Consider the following 26567-nt stretch of genomic DNA (forward strand, 5'->3'; position numbering starts at 1 on the left):
GGGGTCATTCCGTTGGGCGGGGCGAGGCATGATGGGTCGCAATTTTCCACAGCCCGTCGCGTCGCACCAGCACATGGGTCATGCGATACGGGATGGCGGCGGTCTTGCCGCCTTCTGTCGAATAAAAGGTAACCTCTCCGGTCGCGGCAACGGCGTCGTCGCCAAGCGGCACTATATGCGGGATCTGATATTCGGCGGCAGTGAACCGTTCGGGTAGCAGCTCAAAATAGGTGCGGACGCCCTCCCGCGTTGTATAAAATGCGGCTGTCGACCCGTAAAAGGCAGTTTGATCGGCATATAATGATATCAGCCGATCGAGATCACGCGCCGCGAAGGCTTCAGCCCACGCACGCTGCACGGCGACTGCAGCCTCCGTATCGACGGCGCGATCATCCATGGTTGTCATGTCCTTTGGTCAGCCGACTTCACAGTCGATATGGGTCAGCGCGCCATCGAACATTTCGATCAACCTCAACGCCTGCTTACGCAGCGCGGCGCGTTCGGGTGAAGCCAACATATGCTCGATCGCCTCGACACTATCGAACTCGACAAGCACGATGCAGGCATGCTCAGGCGCTTTGTCCTCATAGCGATGCGGCCAGAGCGCTTTTGCGCCCCTGACGCCCGCCAGCCGCTGCAAGCCGGGGATCATCTCAATGTCGATTCCCTGGCGAAACGCCGCCTCCTGGCCCGCTTTGATGTTTCCGGTCCAGAACGCCGATCGAATCCACATGTCAGTTCCCCCGTGGAGCCGGGCGGAATAGCGTCATTCGCCTTCCCACGCGCGCGCGCCAATCAGAAAAAGGTTCGAAGCCTTCGCTCGCTTCGCATCGCGCCTTCGTCTCCCCGAGTATCTCTTCGTCGGACTTTGAAAAGTCGAGCGGCTCGAGGAAAGGCTGGGTGATGTACCAGTCGCTGTCCACGAAGAATTCCAGGTTGTTGCCTTCCGGATCGTGCGCGTACACGCTCCAGGCAATCCCGTGCGACGCCGGCATCATTCCGGAGCAGTCCTCGGCGACTAGCCTGCGATAAATCTGGCGGAGATCGTCGATTGTGGCCATCTTGAATGAAATTTGGTTGATGCTCGCCCCATATTGCGGATTGGCTTCGTTCAGCGGCATGCTCTTCGGTCGGCCCGTGGCGAGAACGATCTGATGGTGATCGGCGGGATCGCGCGAAAGAAAGGTTAGCTGCATTCCCGCTGCGAATCCGCGATCCGTCACGGTAAATCCCAACACGCGCGTGTAGAAATCTTCCATCCGGTCCATATCGATAACGCTCAGTCCCATATGGCTGAACGCAAGATTGGGCGGCGCGAGCTCCGGCGACAAAACCTCGGTCGGTCTCGATCCGGCCTGTGTAGCGTCCATTTACGATCTCTCCCAAGCAGATATGTTCTGCGCCGGGTCTAGCCCAATGGACAGTGGCCGACAAATTGGAATAAGCAACGGATTGATCTGACCTAAGGATCAATGGAGAACAATCTCGTGCGCCCCATCATGAACGTCAACCTGAAGTTGCTGCAAGTGTTCCTGCTTGTGGCCGAGCATTGCAGCTTCAGGTCGGCAGCCAGCGCTGCCAATCGCTCCCAGTCCGCGATCAGCACGCAGATCAAGCAACTGGAGGGGCAATTGGGCGTGGCGCTGTTCCACCGCACGACACGTTCGGTCGCCCTCACCGCGGAGGGGCAGGAACTGGTCGACTGCGTTCGCCGCGCACTTTACGAGGTGGACGCGGGTTTGCGTAAGATTGCGGAATATGCCGAACTTCGCCGGGGCCATGTCTCGATCGGCTGTTCGCCGACCATCGCGGGCACAAGGCTGCCGGCGGTCCTTGTCGCGTTCGGGCGCGAATATCCGGCGGTCAAGCTGTTCGTTGAAGAGCTCACGTCGGAGGGCCTGCATGACCGGCTTCGCAAGCGCGAAGTAGACTTCGGGATAGGGCCAGTTCTGGATGAGGCCGACTTCGTCTATGATCGCATTTTGAAGGAAGAACTTTATGCATTGGTGCCCCGGCGTCTTTTCCAGACGATCGGATCGACGATCGGTTTCCGCGAACTGCTCGAAATGCCCGTGCTCCTTCTCAACCCGGCGTCAGCGCTCCGCGCGATCATTGAAGACGCGGTTGTGCAGCACGGCCTGAAACTATCGACCAACTATCAATTCGCGCAGACACAGTCGTTGATTTCTGCAAGCGCGGCGGGCCTGGGCGCCGCCATCCTTCCGAAAATCGCCATCCCGGAAACGCTCCACCCGGATCTACAGGCGCTGCGCATCATCGATCCGGTGATAACGCGCGAAATCGCCATCATCATGCCGCGCGGACATAATCTCTCGCCTGCGGCAGCGCGTCTGGCCGAACTGCTTGCAGTCATGATGTCAGACGAACATCGCGCGCGGTCTCCGCGCCGAAAGGTGCGTGATTGATCGGAAAATATTAGTAATTCTCAGTATAATTGAATTTGTTGGTGCCGTCTCCTCGGGTCTAAACCGTTATCCATCATAAACTCTTTGGGCGACATCCTTGGATTACGACTACATCATCATCGGTGGGGGATCCGCGGGCTGCGTGCTGGCCAACAGGCTAAGCGTCGATCCCGCCGCGAAGGTGCTCCTGCTCGAGGCGGGTGGCGTCAGCCGCAGCCCTTGGATGACGATTCCGGCCGGGACCGCCCAACTCTACGCGAATCCGCACGTCAATTGGTGCTTTCGGACCGACCCCGAGCCAAGCCTGAACAATCGCAGCATCTACTGCCCGCGCGGTAAGACCCTGGGCGGCAGCAGCGCCATTAACGGCTTTGTCTATATGCGCGGTGTGCCAGCCGATTATGAAGGCTGGCGTTCGCTCGGCAATGCGGGTTGGGCGTGGGAGGACGTTCTTCCCTATTTCAAGATGAGCGAAGACCAGGCCCGCGGTCCCGATGCTTATCATGGCGTCGGCGGTGAGTTGCACATCAGCGACCTGACGGCGCCCCATCCCGCGTCGCGCGCTTTCGTCAGGTCGGCTGAGGCCGTAGGATTTCCCTTCAATCCTGACTTCAACGGCGCGACGCAGGAAGGCGCTGGCTATGTCCAATATACGATCAAGCGCGGCGCGCGACACTCGGCCGCTGCGGCCTTCCTCGATCCGATCAGATCGCGCCCTAATCTGTCGATAATAACCGCAGCGCATGTGACGCGGATATGTATCGCGAACGGTCGCGCGACATCGGTCGACTATCTTCGCGACGGCGTCGCGCAGACCGCCCATGCGCGGGAGATCATCCTGTCAGCCGGTACCATAAACTCTCCGCAGATCCTGATGCTGTCCGGCATCGGCCCCGCCGCCGCGTTGCAAGAGCTCGGCATCGCGGTGGTGAAGAACTTGCCCGGGGTCGGCCGCAACCTGCAGGACCATGTTTATGCGCACTATCTGTCGAATGTCGTCCCCAGCTTCTCCATCAACAAACTGATCCTCAATGCAGCCAGCCCGCTGACGGCATGGCGTCTCCTGCCTCACGTTCTGCAATATGCCTGGCGCCGCACCGGCCTGCTGACGACGGCGGCGGCGCAGGTCGCCGCCTTCGTGAAGTCCACCGCGGCAGAAGGCACGCCCGATCTCCAGATCCAGTTTCGCCCCTTCAGCATGATCATTGCGTCCGACGGCCGCTTCGTCGCGGAGGGTCATCCGGCCGTCACCGCATCCTGCACCTATATCCGGCCCCATTCACGCGGAGCCGTGAGCCTGCGCTCGCCGGACCCGTTCGCGGCGCCCGCGATAGTTTTCAATTATTTGCAGGACGAACGTGACCAGCGCGCGATGATCGAGGGGATCCGCATCATACGGCGTATATTCGCCGCCTCGCCGATGCAGGAGCATGTAGTGGCGGAGGCCTCGCCTGGCGCGACATGTGAATCCGACGGGCAGATATTGGCCTATCTGCGGGAAAATGCCCAAGCCATGTATCACCCGGTCGGTAGCTGCCGGATGGGCCGTGACGCAATGGCGGTCGTGGACGATCGCCTGCGCGTCCACGGTATCGCCGGGCTGCGGGTCATCGACGCTTCGATAATGCCCACGATCGTGTCGGGCAACACCAACGCGCCGGCCATCATGATCGCTGAAAAGGGTGCCGACATGGTTCGCGCCGACGTCGCCAAGTCATTGGCGGCCTGATCCCACGGGGAAAGTCATGCAAGAATATCAGATGCTGATCGGCGGCGAATGGTTGCCGGCCGAGGCCGGTGAAACCTTCGAGACGGTGGATCCTTTTTCCGGAGAGCCGTGGGCGCGCTTGCCGCGCGGACGCGCCGCAGATGCGGAGCGGGCGGTGACCGCCGCGCTTCGCGCCGGCGCCGGCGATTGGGCGTCGATGACGGCCACGCGGCGCGGGCATCTCCTGCGGCGGTTCGGCGACCTCATTGCCGACAATGCCGACCGGCTCGCCCGGATCGAGGTGCGCGATAATGGCAAGCTCTATGCGGAGATGAAGCGGCAGGTCGAATATATACCCCAATATTTCCACTATCAGGCGGGTCTTGCGGACAAGATCGAAGGGGCGGTGATTCCGATAGACAAAGCCGATGCGTTCAACTTCACCCGCCTTGAGCCGCTGGGGGTTTGCGTTGCGATAACGGCTTGGAATTCGCCGCTCCTGCTGGCGGCGAACAAATTGGCACCGGGATTGGCGGCTGGTAATAGCTTCGTGTTGAAGCCGTCAGAATTTACCTCGGCCTCGGCGCTTGAACTGGGCCGACTGGCCGAAGAAGCAGGCCTTCCACCCGGCGTGCTGAACGTCGTCACTGGCTTTGGCGCGGAGATCGGCGAGCCGCTGGTGCGTCATCCCGGCGTCGCCAAGATTGCCTTCACCGGGAGCGAGACGGGCGGGCAGCGCATCTACGAGACCGCGGCACGCGACTTCAAGCATGTGACGCTGGAATTGGGCGGCAAGTCTCCGAATATCGTATTCGCCGATGCCAATCTCGACAACGCCGCGAAAGGCGTCATCGCTGGCTTCTTATCGGCAACCGGACAAACTTGCGTCGCCGGATCACGGCTTCTTGTCGAACGCCGCATCCATGATGAATTCGTCGCGCGCCTGGTCGAGCTCGCGGGCGAAGCCATCATCGGCGATCCGATGGACGGTGGCACTCACATCGGTCCAATCACGACCCGACCGCAATATGACAAGATTCTCGACTATATCGAGATCGCGAAGGCCGAGGGTTGCACCTGTGCCTTCGGCGGACGTCCCTGGCAGCATCCCTCCAGTCCCAAGGGTTTGTTTGTGGAGCCGACAATCTTCACCGGCGTGCGCAACGATATGAGGATCGCACAGGAGGAGGTGTTCGGCCCGGTTCTGGCCTGTATTCCTTTCGATAGCGAGGAGCATGCGATCGCGATCGCGAACGATAGCGCCTATGGTCTTGCCGCGGGCATCTGGACGCAAAATACGGCGCGAATGCTGCGCATGAGCCAGCGCATCAAGTCCGGCATCGTCTGGATCAACATGTATCGTGCGGTCAGCTACATGTCGCCCTTCGGCGGATTCAAGCGATCGGGCCTCGGCCATGAAAATGGCAGTGGCGCGATCTATGACTATCTCCAGACCAAGAGCGTCTGGATCAACATGTCGGACGAAACGCCCGATCCCTTCGTGCTCGGCTGATGATGGCGCGGGACGAAATTGCGGGCGCTTGGGACGCCGCCGCCGTGCAGGCGGCCGTCGGACGCGAGGCGCGCGCCACCGATAGGCTGAATCGGCGCACGGCGTCTCTTCTGCTCGACACGCTTGGCCATCCTATGGCTCGGCCGGTTTGCGAGGGTGATGAGGCACCGCTTGGTGCCCATTGGTGCTTGGCGCCACCCGAGGCTCCCACAGCCGATCTGCGCGAGGACGGTCACCCCGGCGGCGCCCATGGCATGCTGCCTGAGCTTCCCCGATCACGCCGGATGTGGGCGGGAGGCGAAGTACGCTGGCATGGATCGTTCAAGATCGGCGACGATGTATTGCGCCAATCGCGCATCGAGCAGGCCTCGCTCAAGCACGGCCGATCCGGTGCGTTATGCTTTGTTACGCTTGCCCATGAATATTCGATCGCGGGAACGCGGGTCATCTCCGAACGCCAGGACATCGTTTACCGGGCGGAGAACAGCGTCGGCGGATCATCCATCGAACCAGCGCCGATGGGAAAGATACTCCAACGCCTGCCGATAAACTCGGTCCGCCTGTTCCGTTTCTCCGCCTTGACGGGCAACGCGCATCGCATTCATTACGACCTGCCCTACGCGACCGCCGCCGAGGGATATCCGGCGCTGGTGATCCACGGTCCTCTTCAGGCGGCGTTTCTGATGCAGATCGCCGCCAGGTCGACGGACCGCCCGCTTCGCCGCTTCAGCTATCGCGCATCGCGGCCGCTATTTTCCGGTGCGGATCTGTTGGGAGTCCGTGATCCCTCCGGGGATCCCGCTATTTTCCTCACTTATGTCGAGGGCATCGGCGTGGGTATGCGCGCCGAAGCGGAATGGGGCTTTTGACGATGACGCCGCTGCTGAAGCCGCCGATCGCGCCACTCTTCGTGCCCGGCAATCGCCCTGAGCGGTTCGCGAAAGCGGCCGCGAGCGGAGCGGACGCCGTGATCATCGACTTGGAGGACGCCGTCTCACCAGAGGACAAAGATCAGGCGCGTCGCAATGCGGCCGCGCATGCCATTACCGGGGTGCCAGTCATCATCCGGATCAACGGGGCCGATACGCCCTGGTTTGAGCAGGATGTTGCAATGCTTGCCAGCCGCCCCCCCGCTTGCGTCATGGTCGCTAAAGCGGCGGTCGGCGCGATCGACACGGTCGTCAAGCATAGTGCTCCGGCCTGGGTCTTGCCCCTTGTAGAGTCCGCCGAGGGCATGGCTACGCTCGACCAGTTTCTCGGCCACTCGCGGGTGATTTGCGCCGCCTTCGGCGCCCTGGACTGCGCGCTCGATCTCGGCTGCGCGCCCGACTGGGAGCCGCTGCTCGCCTGCCGTAGCGAGCTCGTGCTGCGATCGCGGCTCGCCGATATTGCCCCGCCGATCGAAGGCGTCACAACCGCGATTGACGATATAGATGCGCTCGTGGACGACTGCCGACGCGCGCGCGCCTTGGGTTTTGGTGGCAAATTGGCCATCCACCCAACTCAGATCGCCGCCATCCAAACCGGCTTTGCCTTCACCGATGAAGAACATGCCTGGGCGCGAGCAGTCATGAAAGCGCATATGGGCGCCGGGGCGGTGGCCGCCGCCGGCTCCATGATCGACAAGCCCGTGCTCGAACGAGCGCAGCGCATCATCGCTGGAGGCGTACGAGGATGAAAATCGACACAGACCACCCGCGTCCCGGCCGGTTCCTGGAAGATTTCGCCGTCGGCCAGCAGTTCGCGCATTGGCCGGGGCGGACAATCACGGAAGCAGACAACATCCAGTTCAGCCTGCTTACCATGAATCGGCATCCGATGCATTGCGACAGCCATTTTGCTGCCTCCTCGGAGTTCGGCCGTCCGCTCGTCAACAGCGGGCTGACGCTCGCCATCGTGCTGGGAATGACGGTCGACGATGTGAGCCTTAACGCTATCGCCAATCTAGGCTGGGAACAGATCATCTTGAGCGCGCCGGTCTTTCCGGGCGACACGGTCTATGCACGGTCGGAAGTGGTCGAAGTGCGGCCCAGCCGGTCCCGTCCCGATCAGGGCATCGTCACGGTTCACACCGAGGCGACCAAGCAGTGTGGAACCGTGTTCATGAGCTTCCGCCGGTCCTGCCTCGTTCCGGCACGTCGCGCCGGGGCCCCGACGGCATGACATCCGGCGCACTGACCGGCGTTCGCGTGGTCGAGAGCTCGGCGTTCATCGCGGCGCCGCTCTGCGGCCTGACTCTGGCGCAGCAGGGCGCGGACGTCATTCGGATCGATATGATCGGCGGGGGCATCGATTATCGCCGGATGCCGGTCATGCCGGGGGGGCGAAGCATTTACTGGACGAGCCTGAACAAGGAAAAGCGCTCGATAGCGGTCGATATCCGCAATCCGGCAGGCCGCGAAGTCGTACAGGCGCTCGTCACGACCCCCGGACCTGAGGGCGGCATCCTCCTCACGAACGTCGCGAGCGACTTTCTGGCCTATGATGTGCTCACTGCACGTCGGCCGGATATCATCAGCTGTACGATCGAGGGCAATCACGACGGCACGACGGCCGTCGATTATACGGTCAACTGCGCTACCGGCTATCCGATGATAACCGGCAACGGCTCGCCTGAACGGCCGGTCAATCACAGCCTACCCATATGGGATGTCGCAACGGCCTATCAGGCGGCTTTCGCGCTCGTCACCGCGATCGCTGACCGCCGGACCACCGGCCGTGGGCAGGCCCTGCGCATTGCCTTATCCGATGTAGCGTTCGCGACAATGTCCCATCTCGGCGTACTCACCGAAGCCGCTGTCGGACTGTCCGAGCGTGAGTCGCTTGGTAATGACATCTATGGCGCCTTCGGTCGGGATTTCGCCACAGCCGACCGGCGGCGGGTCATGGTCGCCGCCATCTCAACTCGGCAATGGCAGGCGTTGGTGATGGCGTGTGGCCTGCGGGATGTGATCGCAGTCATAGAGGAGCAGCTGGGCCTGCGGTTCGATCGGGAAGCCGACCGATTTGCGGCCCGCGACATCATAGGCGGCCTGGTAAGGCGCTGGATAGAGGCTCGGACCTTCGCGGAGGTTGCAGCGGCATTCGACTCGGCGAACGTCTGCTGGGGACCTTATCAATCCGTCGCCGAACTGGTGCGCAACGATCCCCGCGTGTCGATCTCCAATCCGCTCTTCGCCGAAATAGACACGCCGGGCGTTGGCCGGCACATCGCCGCGGGTAGCGTCGTACGGTCTGCGGAAGTCACGACTGGCCGGCCCCTTCCTGCTCCGTTGCTGGGCCAGCACACCGATGAGATTCTGGCGGATGTGCTGGGCTTGTCGGGGGGCGAGATCGGCAGGCTCCACGACCAGGGCGTGGTGGCCGGCCCCGACAAGGATCCCCTCACGCCGGCGACAACCCTGTCACGATCTTTCGACCAACAATCGCAGGGGCATGCAAGATCATGAGACTACTTCGCTACGATGCCGGAGAAGGCCCGCGGTTAGGCGCGTTGAGGGGTGACGGCGTCGTGCCGCTCGAAGCCGCCGGCTTTCCGACGATGCTCTCGATCATCGGCGCCGGCGAGGCCGCTCTGGACCGGATCAACGATCTCATGACGCACACAAGCGCAGAGTTCGCGCTCAAGGATATTCGCCTGCTCGCTCCTATCGAACGACCCGGTAAGTTCCTGGGTATAGGCATGAACTATGGTGCGCATGCGGCGGAAGCCAAGTCGCTCGGAATAGACACGCCCCAACATCAACTCTGGTTCAACAAACAGACCACCTGTGTTTCCGGTCCGTACGACCCGATCGATCCGGGCGTCACCGAGAAACTGGATTACGAGGCGGAACTTGCGGTTGTTATAGGTATGGCTGCCAAGTCGGTTTCAACGGCGGAGGCGGAAAGCCATGTGTTCGGCTACTGCATTGCCAACGACGTATCTGCGCGCGACTGGCAGTTTCATTCACAGACATTCACGATGGGCAAGTCTTTCGACACCCATGGGCCGATAGGGCCGTGGATCGTCACCCGCGACGAAATACCCGATCCGCATACGCTTGACATCCGCTGCCTCGTCAACGGCTCCGTGCGGCAGGACAGCAACACCCGCTATCTCATCCATAATATTTGGGCTCAGATATCGTACCTCTCGACCGCCTTTACGCTGGAACCGGGCGATATCCTCGCGACAGGAACGCCGGAGGGTGTGGGCATCGCGATGGACCCGCCGTGCTTCCTGCAGCCGGGCGATGTGGTCCGCTGCGAGATCGACGGGATCGGTTTTATCGAAAACGAGGTTGCCGGTCGATGACAGGACGGATTGCGGTTGCGCGCGGCCAAGCTGGGCAGGCGAAGATGATAAAGCATGGTTGAGTTGCTCGGCATATCGGGAAGTCTGCGCGCAGAGTCCTATTGCACTGCGATCCTGAAGACATTGGCCGACTCGCCTGGAGACATGACCAACATCCGTTTGTTCCCGCTGCACGATCTCCCGCTGTACAACGAGGATCTGGAGTCGCTGTTGCCGCCTGCCGTAACGGTCCTGCGAAACGCGATAGCGGCCGCCGATGGCATAGTCATAGTCTCCCCAGAATATAATCACGGCATGCCTGGCGTTCTCAAAAATGCGCTGGATTGGGCCTCGCGGCCATTCGGCCGCGCCGCCATTAGCGGCAGACCGGTGCTCGCGATCACCGCCTCGGTCGCTTTCACCGGCGGGGTGCGAGCGCATGCACAGTTGAACGAGACGCTGATAGCCATGGCATGCCAGCTGGTCGTGCGTCCCCAATCTGTCGTCGGCGGCGTCCACGACAAGGTGACCGGGGGCAGGCTGACGGATCAGCCAACATTGTATTTCCTGCGCGCCGGTATCGGAGATCTTGTGCAGCTAGTCATTGCATCGGGGGCGGGGCAGCGCGCCGAGGCCTCGCGACGAACTCATCGGGGGGATTAAGTCGATGACCACGACTCTATATACTAAGCGTGAGGCTCGACGTGATGGAGAAGCTCGTCCGCCCTCAAATTATATGAAGCTTTTGGTTTCCTCGATTTTGACGACTTAGCGCTCAACGATCGCACCGATGGATTAAAGGCAACCTGCGGCCAGGCGCGGGCCGATGCCGAACGGCGTCGGCATTGCTGCTGAGTGCGTCCCGACAGGCCATGACGCCAGCGATGCTGCGCAAGTTCGTCTCCACCGCGCCGACGGATCCGCTTGGAGGATGGAGGATGCCGCCGCGATCATCTGCGCGCGCTCGCGCAACGGGTGGAAGTCGACAAGGCGGTAGCCCGCATCATGGGCTCAAAGAGCAAACAGCTGCGTGTGATACCGCTAACGGCGTAGGAACGGCGGTGGGCGGGGTGCCCACTGTTGTTCCAAGTGGCGGAGAGGGTGGGATTCGAACCCACGGTACCCTTGCGGGCACAACGGTTTTCGAGACCGCCCCGATCGACCACTCCGGCACCTCTCCGCAGAGGAGCAGCAAGAGGCCGTGGGGCCGCTCGCCAGTCGATAGGGGCGGGGCATTAGACCAAGGATCGACGCTTGCCAAGCGCCTGCTTGCAAGTCGGCGATACTTCCCTACATTGGCGATGTGATCGAGAAGAATGTTTCCATTCCCGCCGTTATCGGCGCCCCCCATCAGGGGATAATCTCCCCGCCCGTCACCCATGCCCGCTTCGCCATCGGCGACGTCGTCCGGCATCGGTTGTTCGAGTTTCGGGGGGTGATCTTCGACGTCGATCCGGTCTTCGCCAACAGCGAGGAATGGTATGAGGCGATCCCCGAGGACATCCGCCCGGCGAAGGACCAGCCTTTCTATCATCTTTTCGCCGAGAACAGCGAAAGCAACTATATCGCCTATGTCAGCCAGCAGAACCTGATGCAGGACGACAGTGACGAGATGATCGACCACCCAGCTATTGCCGGCCTGTTCGACAGCTATGCCGATGGCCGCTATCGCCTGCGCCGCGAGCATCGCCACTAAAGGCGAATCATCGCTGGACAGTCATCCCGGCAAAGGCTGAGATACCGGGCGGCAGGGACGGATTGTCGGTTGCGGGACTATCCCGAGATCCCGGCTTTCGCGGGAATGACGGATTTGTTGCCGTTTCCCTGCCCCATGATGGTTGACTTCGCGGCGGTCTCCCTTTAGCGGACCGCTTTCCCGCGCGGGGGCTAATGGCCGTATGCCATTGCGTTTGCGCTAACAGATTTGAAGAAGTGATGAGGGCCATGTTCGCTATCGTGCGCACGGGCGGCAAGCAGTATCGCGTTGCCGCAGGAGACAAGATCGTCGTCGAGAAGATCGAGGGCGATGCGGGTGCAACCGTGTCGCTGGGCGATGTCCTGCTGGCCGGTGAAGGCGCCGACCTTCAGGACGTCAAGGGCCTGACGGTCTCGGCCGAAATAATCGCGCAGGCGAAGGGCGATAAGGTCATCGTCTTCAAGAAGCGCCGCCGCCACAATTATCGTCGCCGTAACGGCCACCGCCAGCAGCACACGATCCTGAAGATCCTGTCGATCGGCGGCGAAGCCAAGGCGAAGAAGGCCCCGGCAAAGGCCAAGGCGGAAGCGCCTGTGGCCGCCGAAGCCTGATCGAAGAGCCAACGGAGTAGTTTGAGATGGCACATAAGAAAGCAGGCGGCTCTTCGCGCAACGGTCGCGATTCGGCCGGTCGTCGCCTCGGCGTCAAGAAGTTCGGTGGCGAGAATGTCATCGGCGGCAACATCATCATCCGTCAGCGCGGCACCCGGGTCTATCCTGGCCGCAATGTCGGCATCGGCAAGGATCACACCTTGTTCGCGCTCGTCGAGGGCAAGGTCGCTTTCCATAGCGGCAAACTCGGCCGTAAATATGTGAGCGTCGATGCCATGGCCGAAGCGGCCGAGTAACCGGCGATCCGATAATCGGGTCGTCCAGAGGGCGACCCGAAGATCCGCCAAGGCGGACTGAAGGGGGAGGGGCTTATGCTACCTCCCTTTTTCGTGTCTCCCTCAAAAAATTGTCGCAGCCCTGTAACCTTTTGCGTTTAAAGGCGTTTTCGGGGCGGCGGAGAGGGAGTTTCTACCGATGTTCGCACGTACCCCGCGGCTGTTGCTGCGTCCCGGCTGGAAGGAAGATGCGCCTGCCCTCGCGGCGGCGATCGGCGACTTCGCGGTTGCCGGAAAGCTTACGCGCATTCCTTTCCCGTACACGATCGACGATGCCGAGGCGTTCCTCTCGGTCGATCACGGTCCCTTGCCCAATTTTCTGATCTTCGCGCGGACCCATGGCGCGCCGCGCCTGATCGGCGGCATCGGCCTCGAATCCCGCGATGGCGGGGCCGAACTCGGCTATTGGATCGCACGTCCCTATTGGGGCCTGGGCTTCGCCACCGAAGCCGGCCGCGCCGTGATCGAGCTCGCCGATGGGGGGCTGCGTCTGCCGAAGTTGCTTGCCGGCCATTTCGTCGACAATCCCAGCTCGGCGCGGGTCCTGCACAAGCTGGGCTTCACGCCGACGGGCAATGTCAGCATGCGGGCCTGCATCGCGCGTGATTCAGTCGAATCCTGCGTCGATTATGTCCGCCTCGCAGGTGCCTCGGCCGGCCAGACGGTTGCGTCAAGTCATGGCTATGACCGTGAGGATGCGATGGCGGCCTGACCACGTCCGCGCGGGGCTGTTTTACCTAGGTGAGACAGCGCAAAGCGCGGCTTGGATCGATGACAGAAAATCCTGCGCGGGAACCTGGGCAGGCGGTGTTATCCGCCGCACCATTGATTGGGGTAGAGCCGCGACATCGGGCGTGCCTGCGGGTTTCCGGCGTCGCGCTCCACCATGTTTTTTCAGGGCCTATCATGCCGCATACACGTCCGCGCCTGTCGACCGAGGAAATGCGCCTGCTTGCTTTGGAGGCGGCGCGCACGATCCTGATCGACGAGGGCCCCCAGTCGGTGACGCTGATGGCGGTCGCCAAGCGGATCAGCCGCACTCACGCCAATGTCCTCCACCATTTCGGTTCGGCGGGGGAGTTGCGTCGCGCCATGGCCGAGATGATGGTCAAGCGCGTCATCGCCGAGATCGGCGAGGCGGTGGTGCGTCAGCGCCAGACGGAGGGCGATATCCGCGAGGTGGTCGACATCACCTTCGACGCCTTCGAGAAGCAGGGCATGGCCGCGCTGATGTCGTGGATGATCCTGTCGCGCGAGCATGAAGGGCTGACCCCGATTCTCGACGCAGTGCATAATCTCGTCGAGGAGCTGGGCGAACATCGCGGTGCACCGCTCAGGCAGATCACGCAGATGCTGGTGCTGACCGCATTGGGCGAAGGCATGATCGGTGGTCCGATCGCAAAGGCGCTCGAAGTGTCGCGCGACACCGCGCGGGCGACGATCGCGCACCAGTTGCAGTCGATGCGGGGCTGGTAAACCGGCGGGAGGGTTCTTTTCGCCGCTATTTCGTATAAAGGCGCGCGATGCATTTTCTCGATCAGGCCAAGATTTTCATTCGCTCCGGTGCGGGCGGTCCGGGGGCGGTCAGCTTCCGGCGTGAGAAATTCATCGAATATGGCGGACCCGACGGCGGCAATGGCGGCAAGGGCGGCGACATCGTGTTCGAAGCCGTGCCCGGCCTCAACACGCTCATCGACTTCCGCTACACCCAGCATTTCCGAGCGCCGCGCGGCAAGGGCGGCGCGGGCTCGAATCGTACCGGTGCGGGCGGCGACGACCTCGTCATCCGCGTGCCCGTCGGCACCCAGGTGCTGTCCGAGGACAAGGAGGAGGTGCTCGCCGACTTCACCGTCCCCGGCGTGCGGCAGGTCTTTCTGCGCGGCGGCGACGGCGGGCGCGGCAACGCCACCTACAAGACCTCGACCAATCGCGCGCCCCGCCAGCATGGCAGTGGGTGGCCCTATGAGGAGATGTGGGTCTGGCTGCGGTTGAAGCTGCTTGCCGATTGCGGGCTGGTGGGCCTCCCCAATGCCGGCAAGTCAACCTTTATCAACGCAGTCTCGAATGCCAAGGCGAAGGTCGGCGACTATCCGTTCACCACGGTGCGCCCGCAGCTGGGCGTCGCCAGCCACAAGGGCCGCGAGTTCGTCGTCGCCGACATTCCCGGCCTGATCGAGGGCGCGGCCGAAGGCGCCGGGATCGGCGACCGCTTCCTGGGGCATATCGAACGATGCCGGGTGCTCCTCCATCTCGTCGATGCCAGTGGCGAAGACCCCGCCGACGCTTATGATATCGTCTGTGGCGAGCTCGAAGCCTATGGCGCTGGCCTCGTCGGCAAGCCGCAGATCATCGCGCTCAACAAGGTCGATGCGGTCGATCCCAAGACGCTCGACAAACTGGAGAAGAAGCTCGCCAAAAAGGGCGGGATCAAGGTCATGCGCCTGTCGGGTGCGACCGGCGAGGGGCTGGAGCCGGTGCTCGATAAGATTATCGAGATACTCGGCCCTACGCCCGAGAAGGCAGCGGCGATTGCCGATGGCAGCGAGAATGAACCCTGGTCGCCCATCTGACTTCTATGCCCTCCGAACGTTTCTCTCCGGCTTCATGCCCGCGCCTGATCGTAAAGATCGGGTCGGCGCTGCTCGTCGATACTGACGGCCTGGTCCGGCGCGCATGGCTGAAAGGCGTCGTTGCGGACATCGCCGCGCGGCACCGCGCGGGGCAGAAGATCGCGGTCGTGTCGTCGGGGGCGATCGCGCTTGGCGCGCGCCGCCTCGGTCTCGCCAAGGGCGGTCGCGCCAATTTGGAGGATGCTCAGGCCGCGGCGGCGACCGGGCAGATCGCGCTGTCGCATTGCTGGGCCGAGCTGCTCGGCGAAGTGGGGCTGACGGCGGCGCAGATGCTGGTAACGCTCGATGATCTGGAAGATCGCCGCCGCTATCTCAACGCTGCCTCGACGCTCGACAGGCTGCTCAGCCTCGGCGTCGTGCCAGTCATCAACGAGAATGACTCGGTCGCGACCGAGGAAATCCGCTTTGGCGACAATGACCGGCTGGCGGCGCGGATCGGCCAGGCTGCCGATGCGCAGGGCGTTATCCTGCTGTCCGACATCGACGGCCTCTACACCGCCAACCCCCACCGCGATCCGACCGCTAAGCTGGTTCCCGAGGTTCATCGCATTGATGCAAAAATTCGAGCCATGGCGGACGCCGGATCGGCGTCGGGCATGGGATCGGGTGGCATGATCTCGAAACTGGAAGCGGCGCGAATCGCGCAGCATTCCGGCGCACATCTCGCGATCATATCGGGCAAGCGCGATAACCCGCTCGCGATGTTCGATGCCGATGGCCGGGGCACCATCTTCATTGGTGAGAAGAGTGGCAACGCGCGCAAGGCATGGCTCGCGGGCCGGCTTACCGCCAAGGGGCGCATCGCCGTCGACGCGGGCGCGGCCGGGGCGCTGGCGCAGGGCCGCAGCCTGCTCGCCGCCGGCGCGGTCTCCGTCGACGGCCGCTTCGCGCGCGGCGATGTTATCGATATCGCCGGGCCGGACGGGCATGTGCTGGCGCGGGGCCTTGCCGAATATGATGCCGCCGATGCGGCGAAGATCGTCGGCCGGCGCAGCGACGCGCTCGAGGCGATCCTCGGCTATGCGCCGCGCTCGGCTCTTGTCCATCGCGATCATATGGTGCTGCTATGATCCTCGCCGTCACCGGCGGCACCGGCTTTCTGGGCGGGCATGTCCTGCGCGAAGCGGCGGCGCGCGGGCACAGCATCAAGGCGCTCGCCCGTAGCGCCCAATTCCCGCGCGCCAATGTCGAATGGGTGAAGGGGACGCTCGACGATTTTCCGCGTCTCGCCGAACTCGTCGAAGGCGCCGATGCGGTGATCCACATCGCCGGCGCGATCAACGCGCCTGCGCTGGCGGGCTTCGTTGCGGCGAACGTCACCGGCACCGCATCGATGCTGACCGCCGCCGAGGCGGGCGGGGTGAAGCGTTTCATCCATATTTCCTCGCTGTCGGCGCGGGAGCCGGATCTGTCCGACTATGGCTGGTCGAAGGCGGCGTCGGAGGCGCTGGTCGTTCAGTCGCCGCTCGACTGGACGATCGTCCGCCCGCCCGCGATCTACGGCGCGGGCGACCGCGAGATGCTCGAACTGTTCCGAATCGCGCGGCGCAAGGGCGTCATTCCGCTACCCCCCAGTGGCCGCGTCTCGCTGATCGAAGCGGGCGACCTCGCGCGGCTGCTGCTCGACCTGATCGAAGCGAAGGCCGCGTTCGGGCAGGTTTACGAGCCCGATGACGGGACCACGGAAGGCTATACCCACCGCGAGTTCGGCAAGCTGATCGGGCAGGGCGTCGGCCGTCCCCGTACGTTGGCGCTGCCAGTGCCGGGCTTCGCGCTGCGCCTCGCCGCGACCGCCGAGCGGATGCGCCTCGGCGACCGCGCCAAGCTCACCCCCGACCGGGTGCGCTATTTCTGCCATCCCGACTGGGTGGCGCAGAAGCGCCCGCCCGCCGCGATCTGGGAGCCGAAGGTAAAGGCCGCCGAAGGACTGAAGGCGACCGCAGACTGGTATCGTTCGGAGGGCTGGCTCTAACCGATTCCTGCCGCGAAGTGCAGGATGAAGGCGATGAAGCTGCACACCAGCCCGACCACCAGCACCTTATAGGCGTACCCTAGCAGCCGGTACTTCTTGCGCGCGAGCACCCGACCATTTTGATAGATGTCGTGGGCGAAGGCTTCGAACACCGCGTCATGCGTCTCGACGGTCTTGAGCATCAGCGCGACGAATTCGTCCTCGGTGAGCTGGCTGAACGATCCGAAGAACAGCAGATTCGCGGGACCATCGGGCCGGGGCGGCACCTTGGTGGACGGTAGCACCGCCATCACCGCGAGCAGCGCCGACAGAAAGGCCGCCGCGCCTAGAATCAGCAGCGCGGTCGCCGGGCCGCTGCCCGACTTGGCCTGACCCACCGTGATCGTGAAGATCACGAAGGTGGTGCCCATCAGCAGGTTAGCCTTCTGATCGGCCATCTGGCTGAGCTGATACTGGATTTGCTGGGTGGTGCGGAGCAGGTGGACGAAGTCGGGCGAATAGACGCGCGGCCCGTTCTGATTCACTGGTTCGGTCGACACATGCCCCCCTATATCGACATCCGATTGTCATATACATGCACCGCGAACCCGCCGCTGCCAAGCGCCGCCGCGCCGCTGCCGTGAAGCCGCCGCAATGGCTTGTCATGCGCGGGCCAACGATCCTAAGGACAAGTGATGAGCGACAGAGACGATATCTTCACCCGCGTGGCGGAACAGATCGAGCCTTTCAACAAGAAGGGTGTCGACCTGACCGACGCGACGAGCTTCGCCGGCAATCTCGAATGGGACAGCCTGACGGTGATGGATTTCGTCGCGGCGGTCGAGGATGAGTTCGACATCATCATCACGATGAACATGCAGGCAGAGATCGAAACGGTCGGCCAGCTCGTCGATGCTGTCGCCAAATTGCAGGGCTGAACATTGGTGAAGGATCTGTTTTCGAAGTTCGATCCGCTGATCGCGGAGCGCGAAGCGCTGCTCGCTACAGGGGTGCGCGATCCGTACGGGATCGTGATGGATAAGGTGCTGTCGCCGACCGAGGCGATGATCAACGGCAAGCGGACGATCCTGCTCGGCACCTATAATTATATGGGCATGACCTTCGACGCGGACGTGATCGCCGCCGGCAAGGCTGCGCTCGATGCCTATGGCGCGGGCACGACCGGCAGCCGTGTGCTCAACGGTACCTATCAGGGCCATAAGGAGTGCGAGGACGCGCTCAAGGAATTCTACGGCACCGAGCACGCCATTGTCTTCTCGACGGGGTATCAGGCCAATCTCGGGATGATCTCGACGATCGCGGGCAAGGGCGATTACATCATCCTTGACGCCGACAGCCATGCGTCGATCTACGACGGCTGCGCGCTCGGCAATGCCGAGGTCGTCCGCTTCCGTCACAATTCGGTCGAGGATCTCGACAAGCGGCTGGGCCGTCTGCCGCCGGAGGCGGGCAAGCTCGTCGTGCTGGAGGGCGTCTATTCGATGATGGGCGACATCGCCCCGCTCAAGGAAATGGTCGCCGTCTCGAAGAAGCATGGTGCTATGATCCTGTGCGACGAGGCCCATGGCATGGGCTTCTTCGGCGAGCATGGCCGCGGCGTGTTCGAGGAAGCCGGCGTCGCCGACGACATCGACTTCGTCGTTGGCACCTTTTCCAAATCGGTCGGCACGGTCGGCGGCTTCTGCGTCTCCAATCATCCGAAGTTCGAGGTGCTGCGCCTCGTCTGCCGTCCCTATGTCTTCACCGCGTCGCTGCCGCCTTCGGTGGTCGCGACCGCGGCGGCCTCGATCCGCAAGCTGATGCACGCGGGCGAGAAGCGCGCCCATCTCTGGAAGAATTCGAAGCGGCTCCATCAGGGCCTGCGCGACATGGGCTATAAGCTCGGCACCGAGACCGCCCAGTCGGCGATCATCGCGGTGATCCTGACCGACATGGCCCAGGCCGTGGGGCTATGGCAGGGGCTGCTCGAAGCTGGCCTGTACGTGAACACCGCCCGACCGCCGGCGACGCCCGCAGGCATGTTCCTGCTGCGCTGCTCGCTATGCGCCGAGCATAGTGACGAACAAGTCGACGAGATTTTGGGTATGTTCGAGCGTGCCGGCCGCGCCATGGGCGTCATCCCCTGAGACAGGACCGACCGTAAAGGCGAACGGTTCGTCGCATTGATGGCTTTGCCCGTCGCTCCGGCTGCGGTACAATGCGTATCGATGGCAACATTCTCTCCCGAGACCTTGAAGCGGGGGTTGTCTCCTGCCTCGGGGCGGGTGGTGGCGGCCAGCCTGCTGGCGTTGGCGGCGCTCGCGCTGTTGCTGCTGGTGGTGATGATGGTCGCGCGGACCAATGCGGCGCGCGATGCAGCGCTGGTCCAGGAGCAGCGCAGCTACGACATCATGATGCTTACGCGCTCGCTCGATGCGTCGCTGGCGCGCTCGGAAGCCGCGCTCGGGCGCTATGTCGTCAATTCCGACCGTCGCACCGGCACGATCTATTATGACGAGTGGCGGCGGGCCGCGAGCCATTTGCGCGAGTTGGACAAGCTGGTAGCCCGGCGCGCGGTGCAGGGCCCCCTTTTGGTCGAGCTGCGCGGCCTGCTCGACGCACGCGAAAAGGAGCTGGCGGCGGCGGCCGCCTTCGCCAATGTCGGCAAGGGCTGGTACGCGATCGGCATGTACAACCGCGCCGGGGAATCGCCCAATGTCGCGGCGATCGACAAGACTCTCGAAAAGATCAGCGCCAATGAGCGCGAACGGCTGGGCCGGCGCACCGAGGCCACGATGTTGTCGGCCGAACGCGCACAGAGCTTCACCACCTTGCTGTCCGTGCTGGGTGTCGTGCTCACCGGCCTTGCGATCCTGCTCGGCTGGCTGGCCGCCTCTGCCGCGACACAACGCGCGAGCGCCGATCGCATGGCCGAGGAGGAGGGTGATCGCGCCGCGCAACTCGAGGCGGCGGTCGCCGAGCGCACCGGCGAGCTCAGCCGCGCCAACGAAAAGCTGCGCGAGGAGACCGAGACCCGCGCCCGTGCCGAGGCGCAGCTTGCCCAGGCCCAGAAGATGGAGGCGGTCGGCAAACTCACCGGCGGCATCGCGCACGACTTCAACAATATGCTCGCAGTCGTGGTCGGCGGGCTCGATCTGGCGCGGCGCAAGCTGGCGCAGCGATCGGGTGACGTCAGCACCTATCTCGATGGCGCGATGGAAGGCGCCGACCGCGCCGCCGCGCTGACCCGGCGGCTTCTCTCCTTCGCGCGGGCGGAGCCGCTGCTGCCCGATGCGGTGCAGCCGTCGAAGCTCGTCACCGGCATGAACGTGCTGCTCGACCGGACGCTGGGTGAGCGTATCACCGTGCGGGTCGACGTGGCCAAGGCGCGCTGGCCGATCTGGGCCGATGCGCACCAGCTTGAAAATGCCATCCTCAATCTCGCGGTCAATGCCCGTGACGCGATGGATGGCGCGGGCCGCCTCGACATCGCGGCGGAGGACGTGACCATCGCGACGGACGATGTCGGCGGCCTCGTCGCCGGGGATTATGTCCGTATAAATGTAACCGACACCGGCTGCGGCATGCCGCCCCAGGTTCTCGAACGCGCCTTCGAGCCCTTCTTCACCACCAAGCCGGTCGGCAAGGGCACCGGCCTCGGTCTCAGCCAGATTTTCGGTTTCGTCCGGCAATCGCATGGCGATGTTCGCGTCGAATCGGCGGTCGGTAAGGGCACGACGATCTCGCTTTACCTGCCGCGCTATCATGGTGTTGCCGGCGAACGGACCGCGCAGGAAGGCGTGAAGATCGTCAATTCGCAGCTTGGGGCGCTGTCGATCCTGCTGGTCGAGGACGATCCACGCGTCCAGGCCTCGACGCGCGCTGGCCTGATCGAGCTCGGCCACAGCGTGCGCGCCTGCTCCTCGGGCGACGAGGCGCTGGAGATATTGGCGACCGGTTCGGGCTTCGACCTGATGCTGACCGATGTGATGATGCCGGGGATGACCGGGCCCGAACTGGTCAGCCGGATCAGCCGCGATTATCCGCATATCGTCGTGCTGTTCGTCACCGGCTATGTCGGCGAAGCCGGCCAGAGCGACGACTTCGCCGGCTATGAGGTGCTGCGCAAGCCCTTCACCATCGCCGGCCTCGGCAATGCGATCGCCCAGGCGATGGACCGGCGAGGCAAACCGGCTTCGTCGCAGGCGGCCTAGCTTCCTCCTATGTGATCTCCAGCGCAGGGCGGGGGCCAGGTCTGGTACACAGATGCGGCCGCAGGCCGGAAGAGACATGGATGCCCGCCTGCGCTGGCACGGCGTCTATCGTTCGAAAAGCGGTCGCCTGTTCGGACCCCAACGCCACCGGAGTTAGCGCACTGATCCCTTGAGGATCAGCCGCGGGAGCAGGCTGATCGCGCCAAGGATCGGCCAGCGACGCTGCCAGGGGTGGATTTCGATCGCGGCGCCGGCATGGCGGTTGATCTTCCAGGCGAGATAATCGATGCCGCCGGCATAGGTAGTGCTCGCTTTCGCGAGCCGGGCAATGGTCAGCGCCTTGCCCTCCAGGCGGCGGCGTTTCCATTGTGCCGCGCCCGCGCGGCGGTCGGCGAGGCTCAGCGCCTCCTCAAAGGCGATATGGTCGCCTTTGATCGTCGCGCTCAGGCCGGCGGCGGCGAGCGCTGGGGCGGTGAAGCGGCGGTAGCGGCCGGGATCGGCCGAGACGACCGATGTTGCCCGGCCCTTGCGTTCGGCGCGCAGTTCGGCGGCATAGGTCAGATCGAAAGCCTGTCCCCACAGCTCATCGAGCGTGACGGTGTCGGGGAGCATCGGCCGCGCTGCGGCCAATAGCGCCGGGGCGGCGCGCGTCACGGCCGAAACCGCATGTGCGCGAGCGCTTTCGTCTGCTGTCCAGACGAGCCGCGACGGCTGGGCGAAGCGCGCCCATACCGAGACGTTGCGAGTCGCTGGGGAAGCGAGGCGGGTGAAGTCGGCTTCGCTCAGCACCGCATATTTGGCGATCAGCCCGTCATGCTCGAACGGGAAGACATTGGGCGGGATCAGCCGATTGGCGAAGGCCAGCCAGCCCTTGCCAAATGCTTCGCGGTAATCCGATACGATCAGGTAGAAATCGAGCATCAGCCCGTCGAGATTGGCTTCGCGCAGGCAGGAGCCGTAGAACAATACCGAACGCGACGCCGCGCTGTAACGGCCTGCGAGCGCCGCTGCCATGGCGGTAACGCGTGGATCGACGGGCTCGGCCAGTTCGGCCGCGACCAGCATGTCGAGCGTCACGAAACCGCCCTTATGCGGCGAGGCGCAGGAACGGGACCGGCGGGGTGGTCTTGAGGATGATCGGCCGGCCGGGATCGGCCTGGAAAATCTCGCCGTCGAGCACGACACTCGACCGGTCGCCCTCGATCCGGATTTCGTCGCCGCGTTCGAAATGGACGCCATCCATCTGGTTGCGTCCAACCCGCCCGAAAATCCCGGCGAAAATCGCGCGCAGCAGCGGAATGGGCCGCTGTTCGACCACCATGAGCTGCAGCGCGCCCGCGGTTGCGGAGCCCGCGGTGCTGCTGCCGAGCAGCAGCTTGTGGAGAGTCGTGACGATCAGCAGCGAGAAGCGGCCATGGAGTTGCCCCTGGCGCATCATCGATACCTTCAGCGGGGTCGCAGCGGGAGGCAGGAAGGCGGTGCGAATGCCGAGGATCAGCGTCGCCATCACCGCGATCGCGGTCAGGATGTGGCTGATCCCGTTGGGCAGGCCCAGCGGATAGATCTTGTTGCGGCAATAGAGGATCGTGTCGGCGAGCCCTGCGCCGCCGAGAAACATCCCCAGCACGGGGCGGGCGCCATCGGTGCCGTCGGACAGCGCGATCAATTCGCGCACCACGACATGCTCCTCGATGCCGTTGCGGGCGATCTCGATCACCCGGGCGAGCGCCGCGATCGGGTCACCCACCGCGCCCAGATCGAGCGCGATCAGATTGGTCTTGCCATTGGGCAGCACCGCGACCGGTGGCGGTGAGCCGTCGAAATGATTGCCGAGATAGAGTTCTGTCAGCGCCGCCTGAACGGTGCCGTCGCCGCCATTGACGACCAGCACCTTGGGATTGACCCGGGCGATGGTGCGCAATGCCTCGCCGATCTGCTCGATCGATTCGACCTCATAATGGAAGACGTCGCTATGCGCCGCGCAATAGCTCCGCATCCGCGGCAGCATCGACAGATTGCCGGTCGAGCGCGGATTGGAGAGGAGCGCGACGGAGGCCATCAGCGCGCCGCCATCGCGATAGGGCCGAACGAGCTGCCCTGAACATAATTCATCGTCACGGGGATGCGGGCCACGCCACGCACCGATACCTTGACCCGCTCGGGGCTGGGCTTGCGCTTGAATATCACGTCGAACAGCGAAAGCTTCGGATTGCCCGACATTCCGCCGCCGTCGTTCATTCCGGTCTTGCCCGACGCATCGACATCGTGGCGGACCGAGACCGCATAAGTGCCCTCGGCAGGAACCGGAACGCAGATATCGACCGGGCCGGACGCCGGAACGGCGACATCGACGCGGCGCAAATAGGCGCCTTTCTCGAAATAACGATTGGGATTTCCGCCATAGGACTGGACACGCAGCATGCCGTTACGCTTCTTCAAACCCTCGATATGGACCAGCATTGCCGGGCCAACACCGGTACAGGCCGCCGCATCCGGGCCGAGCACGGCGGCGCGCGCGTCGGCGGGCATCGCCGCGACGAGCATCAATCCAGCCAACCCTACCACAAGTTTCGACATGACCTCATTACTCCTGGAAGCTATAGCCATGCGCGAACCCATGGCCGGTACACTGCCCCATGAGTCGGAAATTGGGCTGCGATTGCGGCCAGAACATGGTCACGGGGCGTCGAAAAGTTGAGATTTGGCACGCTAACCGACCGATATGTCGCCAAATTGATCGCCACGCCGCTGATTGGCACGCTGGTGATCGCGGCGATGCTGCTGACGCTCGACAAGATGCTGCGGCTGTTCGACTTCGTCGTTTCGGAGGGCGGACCGGTCAGCGTCGTATGGCGGATGCTTGCCAATCTGATCCCGGAATATATGTCGCTCGGCATCCCGATCGGACTGATGCTCGGCTGTCTGCTCGCCTTTCGGAAATTGGCGCTGTCATCCGAACTCGACGTGTTTCGGGCGGTCGGCCTCAGCTATGGGCGGCTGCTGCGCGTTCCCTATTATTATGCGATCGGGCTGGCGCTGCTCAATCTCGCAATCGTCGGCTTCATCCAGCCTTATTCGCGCTATGCCTATGAAGGACTGCGCTTCGAACTGCGCTCGGGCGCGCTTGGCGCATCGATCAAGGTCGGTGAATTCACCCGGCTGGGCAAGCGGATGACGATTCGGGTCGAGACCAGCCGCGACGGCGGACGTGAGCTTTCGGGCATTTTCGTGATGACCGAGACGAGCGAGGGCAAGAGCCTCGCCGTCACCGCCGAACATGGCCAGTTCCTCGCCACCGACGATCCCGATACGATCATCCTGCGGCTGCGCAACGGCGTACTCGTCCACGACGCGCCCCGCTTCAAGGAGCCGCGCGTGCTCCAGTTCGTCGGGCACGACCTGCCGATCGACCTTCCCAAGATGGAAGCATTTCGACAGCGCGGTGGCCGCGATCTTGAAATGACGATGCCGGAGCTGGCGATCGTCGCGCACAAGGCGGGCACTTCCGAAAAGCTGCGATCCGAGCTGCGTGCCGAATTTCATTTCCGGCTCGTCGAGGTCGCGACGATGCTGCTGTTGCCGATGCTCGCGCTCGCGCTGGCGATACCACCGAAGCGATCCTCGTCGGCGCTCGGCGTGTTCCTGTCGATCGTGATGATCGTCACCCAGCACAAGATCAACGAATATGCCGCGTCGGTCGCTGCGCTTGGCCGGGTCGAGCCGATTATCGCCTTGTGGATTCCCTTCCTGGCATTCGCGGCGCTGGTCTGGTGGATGTATCGCACTATCGCGCATGTTCCCGGTGGCCAGCCGATCGGCGCGCTCGAACGCGGCGCCGACAAGGCGGTCAAGACGGTGGTCCGCTGGGTCAAATTCCGCCGGAAGGAGGCCAATTGATGAATATCTCCTTCTTCGCCTCGCGGACGATTACCTTTTACATGGCGCGTATCTTCCTGGTCCGCTTTGTCGCCGTGCTGGCGGCGCTGGTGATCGTGCTGATGGCGCTCGACCTACTCGGCGAATCGGGGGACATCCTCGCCTATCCGGGTAACGGTAATGCCCAGCTCTGGCTTTATGTGACACTGCGGACCCCGCAGATCATCGCGCGTTTCCTGCCCTTCGCGGCGCTGCTGGCAACGCTGATCACCTTCGTGACGCTCAACCAGAACAGCGAGATCATCTCGATGAAGGCGGCGGGAATATCCGCGCACCAGATATTGGCGCCGCTGGTCGTCGCCAGCATCGGCATCGCGCTGGGGTCGCTGATCTTCAACGAGCGCGTCGTTGCGCGGTCGACCGCGACGCTGAGTGCCTGGACCAATGCCGATTATGGGCCGATTCCGCGCGACCGCGGCATCGCCAACAACGTCTGGGTCCGCGACGGCGACGACCTGATCCACGCCGCCAGCGCGCGGGGGCGGGGCACCCGGACCGAGCTTGATCGCGTCACCATCTATGACCGCAATGGCGGCCGGCTGATCTCGATCATCAAAGGCATGCGCGCGCGGCAGGCCGAGGGCGGCTGGCGGCTCAACAATGCCGCGCGGTTCGATGTCGAGCGTGGCGTGACCACCACGCTGCCGGTGTACGACTTCGCGCGCGGCGTTACCGCCGACCGCTTCACCCTCTCCAGCGTCGATCCCGCCTCGCGCTCGATCCTGCAGCTGCGGACGGCGATTGCCGATCTCGACGCCGCGGGCCGGCCTACCGGGCCGCTTCAGGCGGGGCTGTGGCACAAGCTGTCGGGCCCGCTCTCGGCGGTGCTGATGCCGTTGCTGGCGGCGGTGGCGGCCTTCGGGCTTGCCCGGTCCGGCCATTTGTTCGTGCGCGCGGTGATCGGCATGGGGCTGGGGTTCGCCTATTTCGTCGCCGATAATTTCGCGCTCGCGATGGGCAATCTCGGAGCTTATCCGCCGACACTCGCCGCCTGGGCGCCCTTCTTGCTGTTCCTGCTGATCGGTGAGGCGGTGCTGATCCGCACCGAGGAATAGAGTATCGGCCCGGTAGCGGTTGCGCGACAATCTGTTAAGCGCCACGCAAGCCAAAGGAAAATAGAGCACGGCCATGAGGCTGTCGCAAAAGCGCCGCATTGCAACGCCAGACGCGATAGCCATATTAGGCCCACATAGGCCGGCATCGATTTTTCGAGGATTTGCGTGAAGCTTACCGCCATCAAGCCGGCCTTTTGGGCCAAGGAACACCATCTC

Annotated in this window: 29 protein-coding genes and 1 tRNA gene; 22 read left to right on the plus strand and 8 right to left on the minus strand. The window is 63.5% G+C overall.

Features of this window, described 5'->3' with window-relative positions; all coding sequences use genetic code 11:
- Positions 1-4 precede the first annotated feature (4 nt).
- The 3 genes from WP12_RS07195 to WP12_RS07205 are packed head-to-tail and all read right to left on the minus strand — an operon-like array spanning position 5 to position 1370.
- Positions 5-397 (minus strand): YybH family protein, encoded by a 393-nt coding sequence (locus tag WP12_RS07195; RefSeq protein WP_046193017.1) that lies wholly within the window; start codon positions 395-397, stop codon positions 5-7.
- An 18-nt stretch (positions 398-415) separates the two neighbouring features.
- A complete protein-coding gene (locus WP12_RS07200; protein WP_046193018.1) occupies positions 416-733 on the minus strand; it encodes a hypothetical protein in 318 nt (105 codons plus the stop codon).
- 1 nt (position 734) lies between these two features.
- Positions 735-1370: a VOC family protein gene (locus WP12_RS07205; RefSeq protein ID WP_046193019.1), complete on the minus strand. Its 636-nt coding sequence runs from the start codon at positions 1368-1370 to the stop codon at positions 735-737.
- A 117-nt stretch (positions 1371-1487) separates the two neighbouring features.
- On the opposite strand from WP12_RS07205, the gene WP12_RS07210 reads away from it, so the two are divergent.
- The 9 genes from WP12_RS07210 (at position 1488) to WP12_RS07250 (ending at position 10586) form a co-directional block, all read left to right on the plus strand.
- A complete protein-coding gene (locus WP12_RS07210) occupies positions 1488-2426 on the plus strand; it encodes a LysR family transcriptional regulator (RefSeq protein WP_235399026.1) in 939 nt (312 codons plus the stop codon).
- A gap of 97 nt (positions 2427-2523) precedes the next feature.
- Entirely contained in the window at positions 2524-4155 is a 1632-nt protein-coding gene (locus WP12_RS07215; protein ID WP_046193021.1) for a GMC family oxidoreductase, read from the plus strand.
- Between the two features lie 16 nt (positions 4156-4171).
- A complete protein-coding gene (locus WP12_RS07220; RefSeq protein ID WP_046193022.1) occupies positions 4172-5647 on the plus strand; it encodes an aldehyde dehydrogenase in 1476 nt (491 codons plus the stop codon).
- A complete protein-coding gene (locus tag WP12_RS07225; RefSeq protein ID WP_052730262.1) occupies positions 5647-6516 on the plus strand; it encodes an FAS1-like dehydratase domain-containing protein in 870 nt (289 codons plus the stop codon). Before WP12_RS07220 ends, WP12_RS07225 begins: the two co-directional genes overlap by 1 nt.
- A 2-nt stretch (positions 6517-6518) precedes the next feature.
- Positions 6519-7325 (plus strand): HpcH/HpaI aldolase/citrate lyase family protein, encoded by an 807-nt coding sequence (locus tag WP12_RS07230; protein WP_046193098.1) that lies wholly within the window; start codon positions 6519-6521, stop codon positions 7323-7325.
- The gene (locus WP12_RS07235; protein WP_046193023.1) at positions 7322-7810 is read left to right on the plus strand and encodes a MaoC family dehydratase; all 489 of its coding nucleotides are present in this window, start codon (positions 7322-7324) and stop codon (positions 7808-7810) included. The genes WP12_RS07230 and WP12_RS07235 overlap by 4 nt, the downstream gene beginning before the upstream one ends.
- Positions 7807-9096: a CoA transferase gene (locus WP12_RS07240; RefSeq protein ID WP_084691015.1), complete on the plus strand. Its 1290-nt coding sequence runs from the start codon at positions 7807-7809 to the stop codon at positions 9094-9096. The genes WP12_RS07235 and WP12_RS07240 overlap by 4 nt, the downstream gene beginning before the upstream one ends.
- A complete protein-coding gene (locus WP12_RS07245; protein ID WP_046193024.1) occupies positions 9093-9944 on the plus strand; it encodes a fumarylacetoacetate hydrolase family protein in 852 nt (283 codons plus the stop codon). Before WP12_RS07240 ends, WP12_RS07245 begins: the two co-directional genes overlap by 4 nt.
- Before the next feature lie 54 nt (positions 9945-9998).
- The gene (locus WP12_RS07250; RefSeq protein ID WP_046193025.1) at positions 9999-10586 is read left to right on the plus strand and encodes an NADPH-dependent FMN reductase; all 588 of its coding nucleotides are present in this window, start codon (positions 9999-10001) and stop codon (positions 10584-10586) included.
- Positions 10587-11013: 427 nt separating this feature from the next.
- Here the strand turns inward: WP12_RS07250 and WP12_RS07255 are convergent.
- Positions 11014-11103, minus strand: a tRNA-Ser gene (locus WP12_RS07255).
- Between the two features lie 144 nt (positions 11104-11247).
- Between WP12_RS07255 and hspQ the strand changes: the two genes are divergently transcribed.
- From hspQ to WP12_RS07295, 8 genes are all read left to right on the plus strand, one after another.
- Complete coding sequence (gene hspQ, locus WP12_RS07260) at positions 11248-11619, plus strand: heat shock protein HspQ (protein ID WP_046193100.1); 372 nt, start codon at positions 11248-11250, stop codon at positions 11617-11619.
- A 248-nt stretch (positions 11620-11867) separates the two neighbouring features.
- A complete protein-coding gene (rplU, locus tag WP12_RS07265) occupies positions 11868-12230 on the plus strand; it encodes a 50S ribosomal protein L21 (RefSeq protein ID WP_046193026.1) in 363 nt (120 codons plus the stop codon).
- 26 nt (positions 12231-12256) lie between these two features.
- Entirely contained in the window at positions 12257-12526 is a 270-nt protein-coding gene (rpmA, locus tag WP12_RS07270) for a 50S ribosomal protein L27 (protein ID WP_046193027.1), read from the plus strand.
- 178 nt (positions 12527-12704) lie between these two features.
- Positions 12705-13277, plus strand: coding sequence for a GNAT family N-acetyltransferase (locus WP12_RS07275; RefSeq protein WP_046193028.1), 573 nt, complete (start codon positions 12705-12707; stop codon positions 13275-13277).
- Between the two features lie 194 nt (positions 13278-13471).
- Complete coding sequence (locus WP12_RS07280) at positions 13472-14041, plus strand: TetR family transcriptional regulator (RefSeq protein ID WP_046193029.1); 570 nt, start codon at positions 13472-13474, stop codon at positions 14039-14041.
- Between the two features lie 47 nt (positions 14042-14088).
- Positions 14089-15135: a GTPase ObgE gene (gene obgE, locus WP12_RS07285; protein ID WP_046193030.1), complete on the plus strand. Its 1047-nt coding sequence runs from the start codon at positions 14089-14091 to the stop codon at positions 15133-15135.
- A 5-nt stretch (positions 15136-15140) separates the two neighbouring features.
- Complete coding sequence (gene proB, locus WP12_RS07290) at positions 15141-16265, plus strand: glutamate 5-kinase (RefSeq protein ID WP_200894472.1); 1125 nt, start codon at positions 15141-15143, stop codon at positions 16263-16265.
- Entirely contained in the window at positions 16262-17167 is a 906-nt protein-coding gene (locus tag WP12_RS07295; RefSeq protein WP_046193032.1) for an NAD-dependent epimerase/dehydratase family protein, read from the plus strand. Before proB ends, WP12_RS07295 begins: the two co-directional genes overlap by 4 nt.
- Here WP12_RS07295 and WP12_RS07300 read toward each other — a convergent pair.
- Positions 17164-17706 (minus strand): Pycsar system effector family protein, encoded by a 543-nt coding sequence (locus WP12_RS07300; RefSeq protein WP_046193033.1) that lies wholly within the window; start codon positions 17704-17706, stop codon positions 17164-17166. The genes WP12_RS07295 and WP12_RS07300 overlap by 4 nt on opposite strands.
- Positions 17707-17841: 135 nt before the next feature.
- Between WP12_RS07300 and WP12_RS07305 the strand changes: the two genes are divergently transcribed.
- From WP12_RS07305 to WP12_RS07315, 3 genes are all read left to right on the plus strand, one after another.
- Complete coding sequence (locus tag WP12_RS07305; protein ID WP_046193034.1) at positions 17842-18084, plus strand: acyl carrier protein; 243 nt, start codon at positions 17842-17844, stop codon at positions 18082-18084.
- A 6-nt stretch (positions 18085-18090) separates the two neighbouring features.
- Positions 18091-19293: a serine palmitoyltransferase gene (gene spt / locus WP12_RS07310; protein WP_046193035.1), complete on the plus strand. Its 1203-nt coding sequence runs from the start codon at positions 18091-18093 to the stop codon at positions 19291-19293.
- Between the two features lie 81 nt (positions 19294-19374).
- Complete coding sequence (locus tag WP12_RS07315) at positions 19375-21360, plus strand: ATP-binding protein (protein ID WP_046193036.1); 1986 nt, start codon at positions 19375-19377, stop codon at positions 21358-21360.
- Between the two features lie 153 nt (positions 21361-21513).
- On the opposite strand, the gene WP12_RS07320 is transcribed toward WP12_RS07315, so the two are convergent.
- From WP12_RS07320 to WP12_RS07330, 3 genes are read right to left on the minus strand one after another with little or no spacing between them, the layout of a single operon-like run.
- Complete coding sequence (locus WP12_RS07320) at positions 21514-22425, minus strand: hypothetical protein (protein WP_046193101.1); 912 nt, start codon at positions 22423-22425, stop codon at positions 21514-21516.
- Between the two features lie 22 nt (positions 22426-22447).
- Positions 22448-23419: a diacylglycerol/lipid kinase family protein gene (locus WP12_RS07325; protein ID WP_046193037.1), complete on the minus strand. Its 972-nt coding sequence runs from the start codon at positions 23417-23419 to the stop codon at positions 22448-22450.
- A complete protein-coding gene (locus WP12_RS07330) occupies positions 23419-23937 on the minus strand; it encodes a DUF2141 domain-containing protein (protein ID WP_046193038.1) in 519 nt (172 codons plus the stop codon). The genes WP12_RS07325 and WP12_RS07330 overlap by 1 nt, the downstream gene beginning before the upstream one ends.
- Positions 23938-24054: 117 nt before the next feature.
- Here WP12_RS07330 and lptF point away from each other — a divergent pair, with 117 nt between their 5' ends.
- Together lptF and lptG are read left to right on the plus strand one after the other, a co-directional pair.
- The gene (gene lptF, locus WP12_RS07335) at positions 24055-25257 is read left to right on the plus strand and encodes an LPS export ABC transporter permease LptF (RefSeq protein ID WP_046193039.1); all 1203 of its coding nucleotides are present in this window, start codon (positions 24055-24057) and stop codon (positions 25255-25257) included.
- Complete coding sequence (lptG, locus tag WP12_RS07340) at positions 25257-26351, plus strand: LPS export ABC transporter permease LptG (protein ID WP_046193040.1); 1095 nt, start codon at positions 25257-25259, stop codon at positions 26349-26351. Before lptF ends, lptG begins: the two co-directional genes overlap by 1 nt.
- Positions 26352-26567: the final 216 nt, after the last annotated feature.

Origin of the sequence: Sphingomonas sp. SRS2 (assembly GCF_000971055.1) — a bacterium.
In the GTDB taxonomy this organism is placed as follows: domain Bacteria; phylum Pseudomonadota; class Alphaproteobacteria; order Sphingomonadales; family Sphingomonadaceae; genus Rhizorhabdus.